Origin of the sequence: Agromyces fucosus (assembly GCF_004134865.1) — a bacterium.
GTDB classification, from domain to species: Bacteria; Actinomycetota; Actinomycetes; order Actinomycetales; family Microbacteriaceae; genus Agromyces; species Agromyces fucosus.
On sequence record NZ_SDPO01000001.1, the window covers coordinates 1107973 to 1127248 of the forward strand.

Annotated in this window: 19 protein-coding genes and 1 tRNA gene; 5 read left to right on the forward strand and 15 right to left on the reverse strand. The window is 69.6% G+C overall.

What is annotated here, in order from left to right; translation table 11 throughout:
* Positions 1 to 167 precede the first annotated feature (167 nt).
* Positions 168 to 404 (forward strand): hypothetical protein, encoded by a 237-nt coding sequence (locus ESP57_RS04990; protein ID WP_129230735.1) that lies wholly within the window; start codon positions 168 to 170, stop codon positions 402 to 404.
* An 18-nt stretch (positions 405 to 422) separates the two neighbouring features.
* Here the strand turns inward: ESP57_RS04990 and ESP57_RS04995 are convergent, their stop codons facing one another.
* The 5 genes from ESP57_RS04995 to ESP57_RS05015 are packed head-to-tail and all read right to left on the reverse strand — an operon-like array spanning position 423 to position 3554.
* Positions 423 to 839, reverse strand: a complete 417-nt coding sequence (locus tag ESP57_RS04995) for an Rv3654c family TadE-like protein (RefSeq protein WP_129230736.1) — start codon at positions 837 to 839, stop codon at positions 423 to 425.
* Positions 839 to 1147, reverse strand: a complete 309-nt coding sequence (locus ESP57_RS05000) for a TadE family type IV pilus minor pilin (RefSeq protein WP_243648399.1) — start codon at positions 1145 to 1147, stop codon at positions 839 to 841. Before ESP57_RS05000 ends, ESP57_RS04995 begins: the two co-directional genes overlap by 1 nt.
* A gap of 16 nt (positions 1148 to 1163) precedes the next feature.
* Positions 1164 to 1403, reverse strand: a complete 240-nt coding sequence (locus ESP57_RS05005; RefSeq protein WP_115957165.1) for a DUF4244 domain-containing protein — start codon at positions 1401 to 1403, stop codon at positions 1164 to 1166.
* Between the two features lie 58 nt (positions 1404 to 1461).
* Positions 1462 to 2436 (reverse strand): type II secretion system F family protein, encoded by a 975-nt coding sequence (locus ESP57_RS05010; RefSeq protein ID WP_056010198.1) that lies wholly within the window; start codon positions 2434 to 2436, stop codon positions 1462 to 1464.
* Positions 2437 to 2444: 8 nt separating this feature from the next.
* On the reverse strand, positions 2445 to 3554 hold the full coding sequence (locus tag ESP57_RS05015) for a TadA family conjugal transfer-associated ATPase (protein WP_129230738.1): 1110 nt from the start codon (positions 3552 to 3554) through the stop codon (positions 2445 to 2447).
* A gap of 465 nt (positions 3555 to 4019) precedes the next feature.
* Between ESP57_RS05015 and acs the strand changes: the two genes are divergently transcribed.
* Positions 4020 to 5972, forward strand: a complete 1953-nt coding sequence (acs, locus tag ESP57_RS05020) for an acetate--CoA ligase (protein WP_129230739.1) — start codon at positions 4020 to 4022, stop codon at positions 5970 to 5972.
* A gap of 84 nt (positions 5973 to 6056) precedes the next feature.
* Here acs and ESP57_RS05025 read toward each other — a convergent pair whose 3' ends face one another.
* Both ESP57_RS05025 and sp36 read right to left on the reverse strand, forming a co-directional pair.
* Entirely contained in the window at positions 6057 to 6527 is a 471-nt protein-coding gene (locus ESP57_RS05025) for a RidA family protein (RefSeq protein WP_129230740.1), read from the reverse strand.
* Positions 6527 to 6754, reverse strand: a complete 228-nt coding sequence (gene sp36 / locus ESP57_RS05030; protein ID WP_056010205.1) for a Sp36 family protein — start codon at positions 6752 to 6754, stop codon at positions 6527 to 6529. The genes ESP57_RS05025 and sp36 overlap by 1 nt, the downstream gene beginning before the upstream one ends.
* 183 nt (positions 6755 to 6937) lie before the next feature.
* Between sp36 and ESP57_RS05035 the strand changes: the two genes are divergently transcribed.
* The 3 genes from ESP57_RS05035 to ESP57_RS05045 all read left to right on the forward strand — a co-directional run bounded on the left by ESP57_RS05035 (position 6938) and on the right by ESP57_RS05045 (position 10702).
* Positions 6938 to 9538, forward strand: a complete 2601-nt coding sequence (locus tag ESP57_RS05035) for a transglycosylase domain-containing protein (protein WP_243648400.1) — start codon at positions 6938 to 6940, stop codon at positions 9536 to 9538.
* 9 nt (positions 9539 to 9547) lie between these two features.
* Positions 9548 to 10522 (forward strand): metallophosphoesterase, encoded by a 975-nt coding sequence (locus ESP57_RS05040; protein ID WP_129230742.1) that lies wholly within the window; start codon positions 9548 to 9550, stop codon positions 10520 to 10522.
* 106 nt (positions 10523 to 10628) lie between these two features.
* Positions 10629 to 10702 (forward strand) — tRNA-Pro (locus ESP57_RS05045).
* Between the two features lie 70 nt (positions 10703 to 10772).
* Here the strand turns inward: ESP57_RS05045 and ESP57_RS05050 are convergent.
* The 8 genes from ESP57_RS05050 to ESP57_RS05085 form a co-directional block, all read right to left on the reverse strand.
* Positions 10773 to 12083 carry a UDP-glucose dehydrogenase family protein gene (locus ESP57_RS05050; RefSeq protein WP_129230743.1) on the reverse strand — a complete coding sequence of 437 codons (1311 nt, stop codon included), beginning with the start codon at positions 12081 to 12083 and terminating at the stop codon, positions 10773 to 10775.
* Positions 12084 to 12177: 94 nt separating this feature from the next.
* A complete protein-coding gene (locus tag ESP57_RS05055; protein ID WP_129230744.1) occupies positions 12178 to 13239 on the reverse strand; it encodes a DUF418 domain-containing protein in 1062 nt (353 codons plus the stop codon).
* A gap of 62 nt (positions 13240 to 13301) precedes the next feature.
* Positions 13302 to 14180 (reverse strand): universal stress protein, encoded by an 879-nt coding sequence (locus ESP57_RS05060; RefSeq protein WP_129230745.1) that lies wholly within the window; start codon positions 14178 to 14180, stop codon positions 13302 to 13304.
* 101 nt (positions 14181 to 14281) lie between these two features.
* The gene (locus ESP57_RS05065; protein ID WP_129230746.1) at positions 14282 to 14896 is read right to left on the reverse strand and encodes a thymidine kinase; all 615 of its coding nucleotides are present in this window, start codon (positions 14894 to 14896) and stop codon (positions 14282 to 14284) included.
* Positions 14897 to 15583, reverse strand: a complete 687-nt coding sequence (locus tag ESP57_RS05070) for a response regulator transcription factor (protein WP_129230747.1) — start codon at positions 15581 to 15583, stop codon at positions 14897 to 14899. It abuts the gene before it with no gap.
* Positions 15570 to 16721: a hypothetical protein gene (locus ESP57_RS05075; protein ID WP_056010220.1), complete on the reverse strand. Its 1152-nt coding sequence runs from the start codon at positions 16719 to 16721 to the stop codon at positions 15570 to 15572. The genes ESP57_RS05070 and ESP57_RS05075 overlap by 14 nt, the downstream gene beginning before the upstream one ends.
* Positions 16718 to 18040, reverse strand: coding sequence for a sensor histidine kinase (locus tag ESP57_RS05080; RefSeq protein ID WP_129230748.1), 1323 nt, complete (start codon positions 18038 to 18040; stop codon positions 16718 to 16720). Before ESP57_RS05080 ends, ESP57_RS05075 begins: the two co-directional genes overlap by 4 nt.
* A gap of 91 nt (positions 18041 to 18131) precedes the next feature.
* On the reverse strand, positions 18132 to 19253 hold the full coding sequence (locus ESP57_RS05085; protein WP_129230875.1) for an Rv2578c family radical SAM protein: 1122 nt from the start codon (positions 19251 to 19253) through the stop codon (positions 18132 to 18134).
* Positions 19254 to 19276: the final 23 nt, after the last annotated feature.

Here is a 19276-nt window from a genome sequence, read left to right on the forward strand (position 1 = left end):
AAGCCGCGCCCCCGAGCGGTGTGCCAGAGCCGGCGAAATGCTGCGCCGACAGCCACACCATACACACACTGGCCGGGAGGAGGCGCACTCGCGGAACGACGGGACCGGTTCCTGCTTGCTCCCCGCGCCCCCTTGCGGTTCTCGGCACGCCGAGGAGAATGGCGATCATGGACACCTCAACGACGAGTTCGTACACGGCGATGCTGGTCGATGGACCGCTCGAGGGGAAGACGGTGGCCACCGCCTTCCTCGAGTCCGGAGACCCTCGACCGCGACTCGAGCTGAACACGGATCAGGGCAAGCACTACGTGTACTCCCGCGCGGCCGGCATGGAGTTCGCAGCACCGGGAGACGACCGACCGACGGCGGTGGAATACCGCTTCGTCGAGACCGTGTTCGACTGATCGATCGGTTCGCGCCGATCACGGCGGCGCCGACGGCTGACCCGCCCATCCGGGCGGCCCTGCCCTCGCTGAGGCCGTGACCGCGAATCCCGGCACCGCCGCGACGACGACCGTGACGGATGCGGCGGCACCATCGCCCTCGCAGGCGTCGAGCCGGGCGCCGTTGCGAGCAGCGACGGCACCGGCGAGCCGGCACGGCACACCGGCGACGGCGCCAGACATCGCATCCGCCGCCGCGAGCGCGGCGGCGTCGGCGGCGTTCGCCGCGCGCTGCGACGCAACGAACACGCCGAGCAGTGCGAGCAGCGCCACGGCGAGCGCGGTCATCGCCCCGATGATGCCGACCGCGACCACGGACGCCGCCCCCGTCTCGGGATCTCCGGCGCGATCGAGGGCGGCGGCCCGACGCCGGTCGGTGCATCGACGCGGGACCATCACCGGCCTCCCGTCACCGCGCAGGCCTCCGCGCGCAACTCGATCGCAGCGAGCAGCCCGCTGCCGGAACCGGTGAGCACGGCGCAGACGAACTGCCCGTCGGTCGCCGCGGAGAGCCCGGCCCCGCCCGAGACGCGATCGGCGATGGCCGCCGCTGCGCCTTCCGACTCGCCACGACCGAGCGCGCGGGCCGCGTCCGCGGCCGCGTCCGTCAGGCGCACCTGCTGGCCCGCCAGCTGCACCGAGGCGAGGCTGGCCGCGAGGACGAGTGCGATGGCGGGTAGCGCGACCGCGAACTCCGCGGTCACGCTCCCGCGTTCGCCGTCAGCCGACCGTGAGCGCATTCCGCACGAGATCGGTGAGGATACCTCGCACCTCATCGCCGCGGAGGATGATGACGAGGAGGCCGGCGAACCCGACCGCCGCCATCGTCGCCACGGCGTACTCGGCGGTCGCGGCTCCCCGTTCGCCCGCCAGGCGGACGACGATCCGCCTGACGAGGCGAGAGCTCGGCCCGGGTCGCTTGCGCTCTCGTCGGGGTTCGGTGTCGGATCGTGCGTGCATGGTGTTCCCTCCTGTGGTGCCGGCTGGTCGGCTCTCGAATGGCACGAGTCGGATCGGGTCACACGGCACCGCCGAGCGTGCCGGTGACGACCGAGATCATGAGCGGCGCGACGCCGAGCAGTACGAACGCCGGAAGCACGCAGAGTCCGAGCGGCAGCATGAGGCGCACGCCGAGCGCGGCCGCCCGCTCGACGCCCGCCGATCTCGCGGCCCTGCGGAGCCGGAAGGCCTCGGCGCGCAGCAGCTCGGCGACCGGGGCACCCGCTCGTGCCGCGAGGCCGAGCACGGCCTCGACCTCTGCGCCGTCCCCGGCATGCGGGACGAACGCCACGATGGTGTCGCGGGTCAACCCTCGCGCCCGATCGATCGACACTCCGCTCGACATCGCGATCGCGAGCAGTTCGAGTTCGAGGCCGGCATCGACGCGTGAACGACCGGCCCGCTCGGCGAGAGCCCGGTTCCACCGGTGTCCGAGCCAGAGCATGGCGAGGCCGAGCGCCAGACAGGTGAGCCCGATCGGGTTGCCGAAGAGCACGCCGATCGTGTCGAAGCCGAGCGTCGCGCCGAACAGCACCGCGATCGCCGGCAACGCCATCACGAGGCGAGCGCTCGCCTCGGGGCCGGCGAGCGCCGACCGCACCTCCCGTCGCAACTGTGCCTCGTCGCGCAATACCGTCGCGAGGTCGCGCAGGCTCCCGGCCAGTGGTGCACCCGACTCGGCGGCGACCGCCCAAGCCGCCGCGAGCACCGGCCACGCCGACGACGTCGTCGGGCGGTCGGCGAGCCCTTCGACGATGACCGGCGCAACCGGATCGCCGCTTCTCGCCGCCGTTGCCGCGGTCTCGAGGACGGCGGCATCGGCGACCGACATCGAGTCGGCACCCACGTGGCTCCATGCGTTCGGGGCGGGGACGCCGGCGGCGAGGAGCACGGCGAGCCGCTCCGTGACGGCGGCGATCGCGTCGACCTCGGCCGCCGGGTCGGTGCGCCGACGCCCGGTGACGCGGTCGAGCAGCTGTCTCGGCGCCGACATCCGCCCGTTCATATCGCCTCGACGACGAGCCGGTCGCCTCGCTGCTCGAATCTGCCCATCTGCGCGAGGCGGCGCCGACCGCCGGCTCGGTCGAGGTGGAGCACGAGGTCGAACGCGCTCACCGTCTGTCGGGCGAGCGCATCGGGAGAGAGACCGGCGATGGAGCCGAGTGCTTCGAGACGTGCTGGGACGTCGGCGAGCGAGTTCGCGTGCAGCGTGCCCGCGCCGCCGTCGTGCCCGGTGTTGAGCGCGGCGAGGAGTTCGCGGAGCTCGGCGCCCCGACATTCGCCGACGACGAGTCGATCGGGTCGCATGCGAAGCGCCTCCCTGAGCAGTGCGTCGAGCCCGACCCGACCCGTGCCCTCGAGGTTCGCCTGGCGCGCTTCGAGCGAGACGACGTGGGGATGATCGATCTGGAGCTCCGCGACGTCTTCGATGACGATCAATCGTTCCCGATCGGGTGCCTCCGCGAGCAGCGCGGCGAGCAACGTCGTCTTCCCGGTGCCGCCGGCGCCCGTCACGAGGAGGTTCTTGCGGCAACGGACCGCGTCTCGCAGCACCTCCCGCTGCGCCGCATCGACCATCCCGGCCCGCGCGAGCGCCGCGAGCGAGAATCCCCCGGCCCGTGGCACGCGCACCGAGATCGTCGTGCCGCTCACCGAGACGGGCGGCAGCACGGCGTGCACGCGGATGCCGGCGCCGAGTCGCACGTCGACCGCCGGTGTCGCCTCGTCGATGTGGCGCCCGCCGCGAGCGATCAGCTGCACGGCGAGCGCGCGCACCTCCGCCTCATCGGCCGCCCAACCCGGTTCGGGCTCGGCTCCGGCGCCGCGGTCGATCCAGAGTCCGCGGTCGCCGTTCACGAAGAGATCGGTCACCGGCCCATCGACGGCAAACGCCTCGAGCGGGCCGAGCAGGGAGACATCGCCGCCGTGCTGCTGCACCGGTGCGGCATGCGAGGAAGTCGGCATCGCGGGTTCGAGCGCGTCGACGGCGATGGCGCGCGACTCGGCTTCACGCGAGGGCCCGGTGACGCGAGGCCCGAACGCACGCTCGACGGCGGGCGGCACCGGCGGTTCACGTTGCCAGGAGGGCGAAGCGACGAAGGGAAGGGTCATGTCGCGAGCGTACGAACCGACTGCGGCGCTGCGGCATCCGTTCGACCCCTGATACGGAAAGAGCCTCCCCCACATCATTGTGGAGGAGGACTCGATCTCGTTTGCGGTGCACACGGGCACTGCCCGTTAACGAAAGGGGGCGGCACCCATTGGGGGGAACAGGTGCCGCCTCGGCAGCGCAAGGATTGGGGGGAATCACGAGCGCTGCAGGCCACGAAACGAGTGTTCGGGCGGTACTCAGCATACGGCCTGTAGAAGTATGCGCAAGCACTTTTTGTCCTCATTTGTGCCGACATACAGAATTCTCTGCGCTTAGACACAGGAACGCGCGCCGTTCCGCCGCGAAATCCGTCTGCGACGCTACACGACGCCACGATTCCGCGCCTGATCGGAGCGGCGGGTAGTGTGCTGCGTGGGGCAGGCGACCCATCCGAAGAACACTCGCGAAGGAGCGACTGAAGAACCATGACCGTTCAGATCGATCACGCGCTCGAGGAGATCCGGCGATTCCGCCCGAGCCCCGAGTTCGCCGCCCAAGCCGTCGCCGACGAGCATCTCTACGAAGACGCCGCGGCCGACCGGCTCGGATTCTGGGCCGACCAGGCCCGCGAGCTGCTCACCTGGAGCACCCCGTTCACGCAGACCCTCGACTGGTCGAACCCGCCCTTCGCCAAGTGGTTCCACGACGGCGAACTCAACGTCGCGTACAACTGCCTCGACCGCCACGTCGAGGCGGGCCTCGGCGATCGCGTCGCGCTCCACTTCGAGGGCGAGCCGGGCGACAGCCGTTCCATCACCTACGCGGAGCTGACCGCCGAGGTCAAGCGCGCGGCCAACGCCCTCCTCACGCTCGGCGTGCAGTCCGGCGACCGCGTCGCCATCTACCTCCCGATGATCCCCGAGGCCGTCATCGCGATGCTCGCGTGCGCGCGCATCGGCGCCGTCCACTCGGTGGTGTTCGGCGGATTCTCCTCGAAGAGCCTGCAGTCGCGCATCGACGACGCCCAGGCCGAGGTCGTCATCACCGCCGACGGCGGCTACCGCAAGGGCAAGGCCTTCCCGCTGAAGCCCACGGTCGACGAGGCGATCGAAGCCGCCGAGACCACGGTGCGCTCGGTGCTCGTCGTGAACCGCACCGGCGACGACGTGGCATGGGTCGACGGGCGCGACGTGTCGTGGAGCGAGCAGCTCGCCGCGGCCGATGCCGAGCACGAGGCGCAGGGCTTCAACGCCGAGCACCCGCTGTTCATCCTCTACACCTCGGGAACGACCGGCAACCCCAAGGGCATCCTGCACACCTCGGGCGGGTATCTCACCCAGACGGCGTTCACCCACAAGAACGTCTTCGACCTGCACCCCGAGCGCGACGTCTACTGGTGCACCGCCGACGTCGGCTGGATCACCGGCCACTCCTACGTCGTCTACGGACCGCTGGCCAACGGCGCCACGCAGGTGCTCTACGAGGGCACGCCAGACACGCCGCATCCCGGCCGCTGGTGGGAGATCATCGAGAAGTACCGCGTCTCGATCCTGTACACGGCGCCCACCGCCATCCGCTCCTTCATGAAGCAGGGACGCGACGTCGTGCGCGATTACAACGTGCGGTCGCTGCGACTCCTCGGCTCGGTCGGCGAACCGATCAACCCCGAGGCCTGGATTTGGTACCGGCACGTGATCGGCGGCGGTTCCATCCCCGTGGTCGACACGTGGTGGCAGACCGAGACCGGCGCGATCATGATCTCCGCGCTGCCCGGCATCACCGACCTGAAGCCCGGTTCGGCGCAGGTTCCAGTGCCCGGCATCTCGATCGACATCGTCGACGACGAGGGCACGCCGATCGAGGGCGAGGGAGGCGGCCTCCTCACGATCACGGAGCCGTGGCCGTCGATGCTCCGCGGCATCTGGGGCGACCCGGAGCGGTTCAAGGAGACCTACTGGGAGAAATTCGGCGACAAGTACTTCGCCGGCGACGGTGCCCGCCGCGACGAAGACGGCGACATCTGGCTGCTCGGCCGGGTCGACGACGTCATGAACGTCTCGGGCCACCGGCTCTCGACCGCCGAGATCGAGTCCTCGCTCGTCGCCCACCCGTGGACGGCCGAGGCCGCGGTCGTCGGCGCTTCCGACGAGGCGACGGGCCAGGCCGTCGTCGCGTTCGTGATCCTGAAGGCCAGCCAGGCCGATCAGGTGACCGACATCGGCGCGGCGAGCGACGAACTGCGCAAGCACGTCGCCCAGCAGATCGGCGCGATCGCACGGCCCCGTCAGGTGTTCATCGTCAATGAGCTGCCGAAGACACGGTCGGGCAAGATCATGCGCCGGCTCCTCCGCGACCTCGCAGAGGGCCGGGAGATCGGCGACACGACGACGCTCGCCGACACCTCGATCATGCAGGTCATCAGCGAGCAGGTGAAGTAGGGGGCTTTCCAGCCCTGAGACGACGGATGCCGCGTCGGGAGCGATCCCGACGCGGCATCCGTCATTCGTGCCTGCTGCCTGCGCCTACTCGAACTCGACCACGAGTTCGAGCTCGACGGGCGAGTCGAGCGGCAGCACCGCGACGCCGACCGCGGAGCGCGCGTGGCGGCCCGCTTCGCCGAAGACCTCGCCGAGCAGCTCGGACGCGCCGTTGATGACGCCGGGCTGTCCGGTGAACGCCGGGTCGGATGCCACGAAGCCGACGAGCTTCACGATGCGGGTGACCCGGTCGAGCGAGCCGATCTCGGCGCGCACCGCCGCGAGGGCGTTGAGCGCCGCGGTGCGGGCGTACGCCTTCGCATCGTCGGCGGGCACGAGGCCATGGCCGTCGCCGACCTTGCCCGTCGCGGGCAGCGCACCCGCGGTGAAGGGCAGCTGACCCGAGGTGTAGACGTGGGCGCCGGTGACGACGGCCGGCACGTAGGCGGCGACGGGCGGTGCGACGTCGGGCAGGACGATGCCGAGTTCGGCGAGTCGCGCCTCGAAGGCGGCCATCAGGCTTCGCCCTCGAACTGCTTGGCGGCCTGTGCCGCCGCCGCCGCGCCGGCGGATGCCGCGGCGGACGATTCTCCTCCGGTGGGGCGCTTCAGGTAGGCGACGAGGCCGCCCTCGGGGCCCTGCACGATCTGCACGAGCTCCCATCCCTCGGAACCCCAGTTGTTCAGGATGGCCGCCGTGTTGTGGATGAGCAGCGGGGTGGTGATGTACTCCCAGGTCGTCATGGTTCCTCGTCTCTGTGTCGCATGCATCGACGGCCGCGACCGTCGGATGTGCGCGGTGTCGAACGGAGCGCGGGAATCGCGTGCGTCGGCGCGCCTTCACCGCGCTGCGACGCACAGCGTGCATAGCGGGATTTGTCAGCCTTCTCCGTTAAGCTCCACTATATGTCTGCCCAAAAACGTACGATGAGCGACGTCGGCGCCGGAATCCTCGGCTTCGTCGGCATGAGCGCTCTCGCAGGTGTGCTCGTCACCGCCGCCGTGACCCCGGCCCTCGCCGTCACCGGCATGGCGGCGAACAACAGCATCTCGCTGTTCGAGAACCTGCCCGGGTACCTCGAGCCCGCCGACCTCGCCGAGCGGTCGAACATCTACGCGACGGCTCCCGACGGCTCCCCGTACCTGCTCGCCTCCTTCTTCGACGACAACCGCGAAGAGGTCGCGTGGGACGCGATCAGCCAGTACGTGAAGGACGCAGCGGTCGCCGGTGAAGACCCGCGCTTCTACGAGCACGGCGGCGTCGACATCCAGGGCACCGTGCGCGGCGCACTCAAGACCGTGAGCGGCGAAGACACGCAGGGCGGATCGTCGATCACGCAGCAGTACGTCAAGAACGTGCTCATCAACAACAACACGGCGAAGGCGACGAACCAGGAGGAGTTCGAGAAGGCGTACGACGAGGCGACCGAGGTGAGTGTCTCCCGCAAGCTCAAGGAGATCCGCTACGCGATCGCCCTCGAGAAGGAGTACTCGAAGGACGACATTCTCAAGGGCTACCTGAACATCGCCGCCTTCGGTGGTCGCGTGTACGGCATCGAGTCGGCCGCGCAGTACTACTTCACGAAGACCGCGGCGACCCTGTCGCTGCCCGAAGCGGCCAGCCTCATCGCCATCGTGAACTTCCCCGAGGCCCTGCGTCTCGACCAGCCCGAAGACGAAGACAACGGCGCCGCGTCGGTCAACGACAAGGGCGAGCCGACGCCGTACGCCGCGAACAAGGAGCGTCGCGACTACATCCTCGACAAGATGCTCGAGTACCAGAAGATCACTGCTGAGGAACATGCGGCTGCGATCGCCACTCCGGTGACGCCCGTGATCCACGCGCCGAGCACCGGCTGCCAGTCGGCGGGCGGATCGGCGTTCTTCTGCGATTACGTGACCTGGGTGATCAAGAACCAGTTCGACAACCCTGAGACGACGGATGTCAACGAGGGCACGCAGATGCTGCAGAAGGGCGGGCTCGACATCTACACGACGCTCGACCTCGAGCTCCAGGGCGAAGCCGAGGCAGCCATGCGCGAGAACGTGCCGTTCGCGGATCCGCGATTCGACGTCGGTTCGGTGGCGGTCAGCGTCGAGGTCGGCACGGGCAAGATCCTCGCGATGACGCAGAACAAGCAGTACACGCAGGATCCTGACGTCATCGCCGCCAGCGCGGGCGACTACAGCTCGATCAACTTCAGCACCGACTACGCGTACGGCGGGTCTCTCGGCTTCCAGCCCGGCTCGACCTTCAAGGTGTTCACCCTCGCAGAGTGGCTGAACGAGGGCCATTCGCTGCGGGAGACCTTCAACGGGAGCCGGCGGAACTTCACCTCCTTCCCCGCGGCATGCTACGGCGGCTGGAAGGGCAACTACGATCCGAAGAACGACGACGGCACCGGAGCGAACAACGCCGTCGACGCCACGAAGTACTCCGTCAACACCGCGTTCATCGCGATGGCGCAGCAGCTCGACCTCTGCAAGATCCGCGACACGGCGCAGGCATTCGGTGTCCGTCGTGCCGATGGGCTCGATCTCGGACAGCAGTACCAGTACGCCGAAGACGGCACGCGCTCCATCAACCCTGATGCGATCTTCGGCCCGGGCGCGATCCTCGGCACCGAGGAGGTCTCGCCGCTGAGCATGGTGAGCGCGTTCGCCGGTGTCGCCAACAACGGCGCGACCTGCTCGCCCGTCGCCATCGCGCGCATCGTCAACAACAAGGGCGAAGAGCAGGCCGTGCCGCAAACAGCGTGCCCGCAGTCGGTGGCCCCCGAGGTCGCACATGCGATGGGATACGCCATGGCGCAGACCTTCAGCGGCACTGCGAGTGCGTCGAACACCGGCACGGGCGTGCCGCACATCGGCAAGACCGGAACCACCGACAACAACGAGGGCACCTGGATGAACGGTGCGTCGACTCGCGTCGCGACCGCCGTCTGGGTCGGCAACGTCACGGGGCATGCCAACCTCCGTCAGCTGAGCTTCGACAGCGGTGCGGCCGCGACCGCGCGTCACCGCATGTGGAAGCGCATCATGACCCTCGCCGACAACAAGTACGGCGGTGCCGAGTTCCCTGAACCCGACCAGTCGGCGTTCAAGCAGGTGCTCGTCGACATCCCGCAGGTCGCGGGTCTGTCGTTCGACGCCGCGAAGCAGGCGATCGAGACGGCCGGCTTCGTCGCCGAAGACGGCGGCCAGCAGGATTCCAACCTTCCAGCGGGCACCGTCAGCGGCACGGACCCTTCGGGCCAGGCGGGCAAGGGCACCACGATCCGCATCTTCACGAGCAACGGCTCGATGACCGGAGTGCCGAACGTCGTCGGCATGACGGGTGATCAGGCTGAGGCCGCGCTGAAGCAGGCCGGCTTCAAGGTGCAGCGCCAGAACGAGAACACGGCCGACCCCACGAAGGTAGGCGTCGTGATCTCGCAGAACCCGGCGGGCGGCGGCTTCGCGAAGCCCGGCGACCAGATCACGATCAGCGTCGGCAAGCTCGGCGGCAACGCCCCCGGCGACGACTAGTCGCGATCGATGGCGACGACTCGTTTCCCGCCCGTCGCGACGATCGCTCTGGCGATCGTCGCGGCGGGCGCTGCCGCCTTCGCGTACGGTTCGCTGATCGAGCGCACCCGGTGGACGCTCCGCCGGGTCGATGTCCCCGTGCTTCCTCCGGGCGCTGAGCCGATCCGCGTCTTGCACCTCTCCGACCTGCACATGGCGCCGTGGCAGCGCGACAAGCAGGAGTGGGTGCGCGGCCTCGCCGCCCTGAAACCCGACCTCGTCGTCGACACCGGCGACAACCTGGGACACGAACGCGGCATCGAAGGCATCCGACGGGCGTTCGAGCCGTTCCGCGGCGTGCCAGGCGTCTTCGTCAACGGTTCGAACGATTATTTCGGGCCCGTCCTGAAGAATCCGTTCGCCTACTTCTCGGGCCCGTCGCGCCTCGGGCTGCGCGCGAAGCCCATCGACATCGGCGAACTGCACGCCTACTTCGCGGACCTCGGCTGGCGCGACCTCGACAACACCGCGACCGCCCTCGACCTGCGGGGCACGCATTTCGAGTTCTTCGGCGTCGACGATCCGCACAAGGGCTACGACCGGCTGGATCTCATCACCGCGGCGATCGACGAGCTGCGCTCGGAAGACCCGCTCGGCGATGAGACCTGGCCCGATGAGGCATCCGCCGTCGACCGCCCGACCGTGACCGTGGGCGTCGCCCACGCGCCGTACCAGCGCGTGCTCAACTCGTTCGTGAACCACGGTGCGCAGCTGCTGCTCGCCGGACACACGCATGGCGGCCAGGTGTGCGTCCCCGGCATCGGTGCCCTCGTCACGAACTGCGACATCCCCCGCGATCAGGTCAAGGGCCTCAGCATCTGGCGCCACGGCTTGCGGTCGGCATTCCTGAACGTCTCTGCCGGCCTCGGCACCTCGATCTATGCCCCTGTGCGCTTCGCCTGCCCGCCCGAGGCCACGCTGCTGACCCTCGTGCCCGCCGCGTAGCCCCGCTGCTCGCCGACGGTTCCGCACGAACCGCCGCCGCCCGCATGCAGTGGTCTGGCGGGACCGATTTATCGGCTATTCTTGTTGAGGCTCGCAAGGGCCGACCCGGGGTGTGGCGCAGCTTGGTAGCGCGCGTCGTTCGGGACGACGAGGTCGCAGGTTCAAATCCTGTCACCCCGACCGGGTGAAACCCCCTCCTTCGGGAGGGGGTTTTCTCATTCCCGCTGCAGCAACCTCGCAAGGCCGCCCGCTACGGGCGGCCGATCCCGCGATACCGCCAGCCGGCGGCCCGCCACGCTGCGGGTTCGAGCACGTTGCGGCCGTCGATGATCCGGCGCTCCCCCACGAGTCGTCCGGTCGTCTCGGGGTCGAGCGTGCGGTACTCGTTCCACTCGGTGGCGAGGATCACGAGATGCGCCCCGAACAGCGCTTCCCGGGTCGTGGGCGCCGTGCCGAGGTCGGGGTGCCGCGCGAGGGCGTTCTCGAGTCCCTCGGGGTCGGTGACGACGACCCGGGCACCGAGCTCCTGGAGGCTGACCGCGATGTCGAGTGCGGGCGAGTCGCGCACGTCGTCGGAATCGGGCTTGAAGGTCACGCCGAGCACCGCGACCTTCTTGCCGGCCGCCGAGCCGCCGAGATCCTGCACAGCGAGGTCCACGACGCGGCGCCGTTGGCGAAGATTCGTCTCGTCGACCTCGCCGAGGAACGCGAGGGTGTCGTTCAAACCGAGTTCTTCCGCGCGCGCGATGAAGCCGCGGATGTCCTTCGGGAGGCAGCCGCCGCCGAATCCGACGCCGGCGTTCAGGAAGCGCCGACCGATGCGCGCATCGTGGCCGATCGCGTCGGCGAGCGCCGTGACATCCGCGCCGGTGGCGTCAGCGATCTCGGACATCGCGTTGATGAAGCTGATCTTCGTCGCGAGGAAGGCGTTGGCGGCGACCTTCACGAGTTCGGCGGTCGCGTAGTCGGTCACGATGCGAGGCGTGCCCGCCTCGATCGCGGCCCGATAGACGTGGTCGAGCGCGGATGCTGCGCGGCCGCCGTCGCCCTGCGCGACGCCGTACACGAGGCGATCGGGCGAGAGGGTGTCCTTCACGGCGAATCCCTCGCGCAGGAACTCGGGGTTCCATGCCAGACCGGCGTGCGGGGCTTCTGCGGCGAGACGCGCTGCGAGGCGAGCCGCCGTGCCGACGGGCACCGTGCTCTTGCCGACGATGAGCGCTCCCTCGGCCAGGTGCGGCAGCAGGGCGGAGAACGCCGAATCGACGTACGACACGTCTGCGGCGCCCGTGTCGGCAGTCTGCGGCGTGCCGACGGCAAGGAAGTGCACCTCGGCCTCGGCAGCCTCGGCGATGTCGGTGCTGAAGCGCAGACGCCCGCTCGCCGTCGCCGAGGCGAGGATCTCGGGCAGGCCGGGCTCGTAGAACGCCGGCCGACCGGCAGCCAGCGCCTTGATCTTGCGCTCGTCGACGTCGATGCCGACCACGTCGTGGCCGAGCTCGGCCATCGCGGAGGCGTGCACCGCGCCGAGGTAGCCGCAGCCGATGACGGAGATGCGCATGGAGATCCTCCCGATCGAACCGTTCCATTCTGCCGTACCGACAGCACACCCACGATGGACGGGCACGGCTCACCATCCGAACGCCGCCTGCGGTTCACTCGGGAGTGGTCGCGCGCGCGGCATCCGCTCGGCTCCGACCGCTCGCCCACCTGAGCAGACGCTCGAGCGGCCCGCGGCCGAGGTAGTGCCGCCACAGCCACGCGAACACCATCGACCCCACGACCAGCCCGAGCAGGAGTTCACCGGAGTCGTCGGTGTAGTAGCCGTTCTCGACGCGGATCGAGACGGCGAGCACCACGAGGTGCAGCGTGTAGATGGTCAGCGGCATCGAGCCCATGGCGATGATCGGCGAGAGCACGACGCCCGCCACTCGCCGCACCTGCGGGCGTGCGAAGAACGTGAGCAGCAGCATCCCCGCCACGACGACGACCCCGACGCCGACGTTGCCGAGCGCCTCGAGCGAGGTGCGCAGCGCCGACACCGCCGGATCGACCTCGACCTCGACGTCGAGTGGCGCAGCGATGCCTCCTGGCATGAGTGCGACGATGGGCAGCAGCACCGCGGCCGTGACGGCGCCCACGAGCGCGGCGAGGGCGACGACACGCGGCGAACCGAGGTCGAGGCGCACGAGCGCGAGGCCGATCATCATCACGGGTACCCACTCGACCACTGGGTATGCGCCGCTGACGAACCAGTCCACGATGATCGCGAACGGGCCGAACTGCAGTTCAGCGACGAGATCAGTGGCGCTCGCGAGCTCGGCGAGTCCCGGCATGATCGCGAGCAGGGCGATGCCGACGCCGAGCGCCGCGCGCGCCGGAATGAAGAGCAACGGCAACATGACGAGGAATGCGACCCCGTAGACGTCGAGGATGATGAACACGAGCGGATGCAGGGTTGCGGCGATGAGCAGTCCGAGCACGATGAGGATCACCGCCCGGATCGCGATCTGACGACGCAGCGTCCTCCGCCCGTCGACGATCGGTCGGATGCCGCCCGAGATGAAGGCCAACCCCATGCCCGCGGTGAGGGCGAACAGCAGTCGGGGCCGTTCGTCGGCGATCGCGATCAACGACACCAGGTCAGCGGATGCCGCGACGGGCGCGACGTGCGCGACGAACATGCCGATCAGGGCGAGTCCCCGAGCGGCGTCCACGCCGTCGACTCTCCTCGCGACGGGCGCGAGGGAGGACGGCGTGCCGAGTCGGGCGGCGCCCGTCACCTGAGCACGATCGTCGGTGCCACCAGGTCGGCGAGCACGCCCTGGCTGACGGACCCGAGCAGGAACCTCGCGAGCGCGCCACGGCCGTGGCTGCCGACCACGAGCATGCTCGCTCCCGCCGCAGCCTCCGTGAGATCGTGCACCGGGTCGCCCGCCACGACGGATCGCACGATCTCGAGGCCGGGGTGCGCGGCGATGATCGGAGCGAGTGCCGCCTCGAGCATCTCCGATTCCGCCAGCGAGAGGTCATCCGCCGCGATGACCGGAGCTCCGTACCCGTACTCGCCGCCGACCATTGCGACGACGTCCCACGAGTGCACCGCGATGAGCGGTTCCCGGGTGCGATCGGCCTCGTCGGCGGCGAAGGCGAGTGCTCGATCGGAGATGTGCGAGCCGTCGACCCCGACGACGATTCCACGGCGACCCCCAGGATCGAGGTCGGGAATGACCGCGACCGCCGCTCGGCTGACCGCAGCGATGCGGAGGCTCAACACCCGACGGCGGCTCGCCCGGCGCCCCCCGTGCCAGTCGCTGCCGACGACGAGCATTCCGGCATCGGCGGAGATGTGTTCGAAGACGTCGACCGGAGACCCTCGCTCGAGCGTCGTGACGACCTCGATGCCGTCGTCGATGCTCATCACGAGTGCTGCAGCGTCGTCGAGGCACTGCCGCACCTGTCGTTCGGCGTCGATGCTCTCGACGCTCGTCGCCTCCCCCGGCGCGGCGGCCGCTCGCGCGACGATCGCCGAGTCGTCGTCGACGACGTGCACGAGCCGCAGGCTGCTGCCCGACGCGGACGCTCGCTCGGCCGCCCAGCGCACGGCGCGCATCGTGGCGGATCCGCCGGTACTGACACCCACCGCGATCTCGTTCATGGCGCACCTCCGAGGAGTCCTCCTCCATCTTCACGCGCCGCGCACCGAAAGCACCAGCCCACGCCGCGGGGACGCTGCGAGCGACCGAGCGAGAACTCCGCTCAGTGACGCCCGTTCAGCACGCCGCCGCTCTCGGCGAGGTAGCAGACACCGCACAGCGACTCGTACGTGACCGCCTCGCCGTCGATCGCGACCTGGTCGCCGTCGAAGACGAACTGGCCGTCGATGAGGCGCGCGTTGAAGATCGCCTTGCGTCCGCACCGGCAGATCGTCTTCAGCTCTTCGAGGCTGTGCGCGATCTCGAGCAGACGCCGACTGCCGGGGAAGGCGACGGTCTGGAAGTCCGTGCGGATGCCGTAGGCGAGCACCGGCACGCCGTCGATGAGTGCGATCCGCAGCAGGTCGTCGACCTGGTCGGAGTTCAGGAACTGGGCCTCGTCGACGAGCAGGCAGCTCACGTCGCGACCGCTGCGCTCGACGACGAAGCTGCGGTGCCGCTCGAATCCCTCGCGCACGCTCGACTCGGGTCCGATCGTGAAATCCACCTCGCGGATGACACCGAGGCGCGACACGATGTCGCGGTCGCCCTTCGTGTCGATCGCAGGCTTCGCGAGGAGCACCTCGTGCCCGCGTTCCTCGTAGTTGAAGGCCGCCTGGAGCAACGCCGTCGACTTGCCGGAGTTCATCGCCCCATAGCGGAAGTACAGCTTCGCCATCTACTCGAGGTACCCGTCTTCCGCCGCACGACGGATCAGCTCGGCCTTGCGACTGGCCGGGCGGCCCGCCTTGGCGTACTTCTCCCGCACACGTCGCAGGTAGGTCTTCGCCGTCTCGTAGCCCACTTCCATGCGCCGACCGACCTCGACCGTGCTGAGCCCTTGCGCGTAGTAGCGCAGGGCCTTCTCCTCGGCCGCGCTCAGTGCCACGCCATGGCGGTCGGGAGGATCGCCGGCAATCGCCGAATCCGCCCGCGGAGCCGGCTGATGGCGCTGCACCCGTTCACCCCGCATCACGCGTCGTGCGTAGTCGACGAGTTCATCGGCCGGCAGCGTCTTGGAGACGAAGCCGACAGCGCCCGCCACGAGCGAACGCCGACGCGATTCCTCGTCGTCGATCGCGGTCACGACGATGACCTTCGCCCCGGCGGCGCGGCACGCACGGATGCGGGACTCGATCGAGACGGTATCGCCGAGCTGCAGGTCCATCAGCACGAGGTCGACGGGGAACTCGGGGTCGCGCACGAGATCCATCCAGCTCGTCGCGCGGATCACGACCGTGAAGTCGGCAGCGAAGTCGGTGAACCAGCGGGCGAGACCATCGACGATGAGTTCGTGGTCGTCGAGCAGCGCCAGCCGATACGGCGAAGCCGGAACCGGTGTCGGTGCGTGCTCAATCGATGTCATAACTCAACCCCACTGTCACATTCTCTCGCGTCAGCGTCGCATCCGCACGCAAGGCGACTGCGCGCGCCACCGCGACGAAGCGATCGAGTTCTCGCCGGCTCGGCGGCGAGGCTCCCGAATCGGAGACGAGCACGATGTCGCCGTGCCCCTCGCCGTCGCTCCCGCCGGTGAACGCGACCCTGATGAGCCGGGATCGGGCTGCATCGCCGAGCCACGAGATGAGCGCCGTCAGGGCGGAACGCTGGTCGGCGGTGAGGGCCGCCGCCGCACCGGTCGGGTCGTCGATGATCGTGTCGACACCGCGGCTCAACCGGATGTTCGCCGCAAGGTCGTCGAGCCAGGTCGATTCGATGCCGGCCCGCAGCGCACGGCGGAGGGCTTCGGCGAGTTCACGTGCCCGGTCGGCATCGGCCACCGAGATGCGTTCCGCCGTCATGACGCCCGCGAGGAACGGCAGCACCTCGCGCCCGAGCACCGAGACGCGGCTCTGCTGCACCGATCGGGCGATGCCGGCCCGCAGTTCCGCGTCGCGCTGCAATGCCGCCCGGTTGGCCTCGCGCTGCCATGCGAGCGTCTCGGCCACGATTCCGTACGAATAGCCCGCCGCTGCCGCCGACATCGCGAGTACCGGTGCCGAGTTCAGCGTGATGAGTGCGGCGACCGGCGCCTCGGATGCCGCGTACATCGATGCTCCGGCGACGAGGATCGAGACGACGGCCGCCGAGAGCACTCCGGCGAACGCGAGCGACACCCAGGTGCAGAACGGGGCGAGGGAGAGGATCAGCATGCCGATGACGGTCGGCCCGAAGTCGTCGTAGAGCTGGCGATTGTTGCCGATCGTGCTGACGTATTCGGCGATCGCACCACCCACCGCCAGTGTCACGATGATCCAGAGACGCTCGTTCGTGAACGGTGCACGCGCGGGAGCCGCTGCGATGATCGCCGCCGTGCCCGCGGCCGCCACGAGCAGCAGCGCGAGGCCGGCTGCCAGCGGCGACCCGACCTCGCTCCAGTGCGACCACGTCTGCACGGCCGCCAGCGCGAAGGCGAGGATCGCCCCGACCGTCACGATCGGCGACGCGCTGATCGCCCCGATCGGGTCGGCCTCCTGCTGGGTCAGTCGCAGATGTCCGCTCATTCGCCGCCCTCCGGCACGGTCAGCACGATGGTCGTGCCGATGCCCTTGGTCGACCAGAGGCGGACGGTGCCCTGCTCCTGCTCGATGCGTGCGCGGATCGAGGTGCGCAGCCCGATGCGATCGGGCGGCACCTCGCTCTCGTCGAACCCCACACCGCTGTCCATGACGGCGACCGTCACCTCGCCGCCGCCGAGGCCCAGCGCGAGCTCGGCCTCGGCGACCCCGGCTTGGCGGGCGACGTTGATGAGACACTGCGCGACCGCGGCGTCGAGAGCCGCGACCCGTCGCGGACCGAGTGTGCCGAGCACCGTGAAATCGCCGGTCACGCGGACCTCGAGGCCCGCGTTGGCCGCAGCCGAGAACGCGTGGGCGAGCGATGGGACCGTCTCTTCGACGGGCGTGCGCGGGTCGGTGGCGCCGTTGGCGCGCCCTCGGCCGCGCCATCCGTTCTGCCGCCCGTTCCTCCCGGACGTCGGCGACGACGCGGACGGCGCGAAGGATCTCAGGGTGCTCGCGCCCTGCGCCGCGGCACTCGCGGAGCCGTCGCTGCCGAGGGCGTGGTCGATCGCCCAGTCGCGCCCGACGATGAGGCCGAGATCCTGCCGGATGCCGACGCGCAGGCGCTCGTCGACCGGCCCCGATCCGGCCGCGGCGATGGCCACGAGGTGGCTCAGCGCCGTGTCGTGCAGCCTCGCGGTGGCGCGCAGCTCGTAATCGTGACGGATGGCGAGTTCCCTCGTCTGCTGGCTGGCGCGATGCAGACCGGTGTCGCGCCGCATGTCGATGCGGCGAGTGAGGCCGTCGAACACCCGGACGATCACGACGACCACGAAAGCGAAGCACACGGCGACGTTCGGCGCGTACGTCCCGCCCGCCACGACGACGCCGAGGAACACCGCAGCCTCGCCGAGCGCGAAGCCGAGGGTCGCCCATGTGAGCGCGATCGCCGACCCGCTTCCCGCGCCCCCGACGAGGAGGAGGGCGGTGCTCGGAAGGGCGAGCACCGCGTTGTTCGTGGTCGCGAACTCGCCGCCGGGCATGACCATGATCGTGACGGCCAGGACGATGCCGGCTCCGACGATGAGATAGAGCACCGTCAGCGTCACCGTCGGGTACCGCGCGACGAGCGCAAGCAGCACGATCATGATGATCAGCAGCAACGCGCTGCTCCATCGTTCGGGCTGGCCGCCGATCGTCGCCATGACACCGCCGAGCACCACGCCGACGCCGAGACAGGTGAACGCCGCAGCATGCCCGGCGTTCGCGAGCGCGCGACTGAGCGATTCGCGCGCAAGGTGCCCCGGCAACCCCAGGGTCATCGTTACCTCCGCTCGTACCGCCTGCGAACACCACTGTTCGGGCCTCCAGCGGATTATCCCAGTTTCCGGGCGGCTCTCGGGGACGACGCGGTCAGAACAGCGCCGACGGATCGGGTGGGAGGCTCAGCGACCCGGGGAGCTCATCGCCCGCGGCGACCATGCGGGCAGCCCCGGCGAACCGTCGGCCATCGGCCGCGCCGCGCGCCGGACCACCGGCGAGCGCAGAGGAGCGCACTCCGCCGGTGGCCGGGTCTTCACGACCGTGTTCGAGTCGATGCGCCCTGATCAGCGGGCGGATGCGTTCGCCGAGCCATTGCCGATACGCCTTCGGCGCGTAGGCGTTGGTGCCGTAGTACATCGAGCGGTACTTGGGCACCAGGTCGGGGTGGGAGCGCTCGAGCCACTGCATGAACCACGGCTTCACCGCGCCCCGCAAGTGCAGCGCCGAGTAGAGCACACTCGTGCCGCCGGCGGCCTTCACAGAGCGCAACGCTTCGTCGAGGTGCGCTCTCGTGTCGGTGAGGTAGGGCAGGATCGGCATCAGGAAGACCGAGCAGTCGAGCCCCGCGTCGCGCACCGCGGCCACGGTCGCGAGACGTGCCTTCGTGCTCGGGGTGCCCGGCTCGACGGAGTGCTGCAACTCGTCGTCGTAGATCGCGATCGACATCGCGATGTCGACGGGCACGTGGGCGGCGGCTTCTCTGAGGAGCGGCAGGTCGCGCCGGAGCAGCGTGCCCTTCGTGAGGATGCTGAAGGGCGTGCCGCTCGTCGCGAGCGCCTCGATGATGCCGGGCATGAGCGTGTAACGACCCTCGGCACGCTGGTAGGGGTCGGTGTTGGTGCCGAGGGCGACGGGCTCGTGCCGCCACGACGGCTTCGCGAGCTCGCGGCGCAGCACCTCGGCGACGTTCACCTTCACGATGATCTGCCGGTCGAAGTCGTCGCCGGCGTCGAGGTCGAGGTAGGTGTGCGTGGGCCGCGCGAAGCAGTAGGCGCAAGCGTGGGTGCAGCCCCGATAGGGGTTGATGGTCCAGCCGAAGGGCATCGCCGACTGACCGGGCACCCGGTTGAGCGCGGACTTCGCGAGCACCTCGTGGAAAGTGACGCCCGCGAAATCGGGGGTCTGCACCGAACGCACCAGGTTGTTGAGCTTGACGAGCCCGGGAAGTGCGCCGGACTGCTCGACCCCCAGCTCCTGCCCGCTCCACCGCATACCCTCATTCGAACACATGTTCG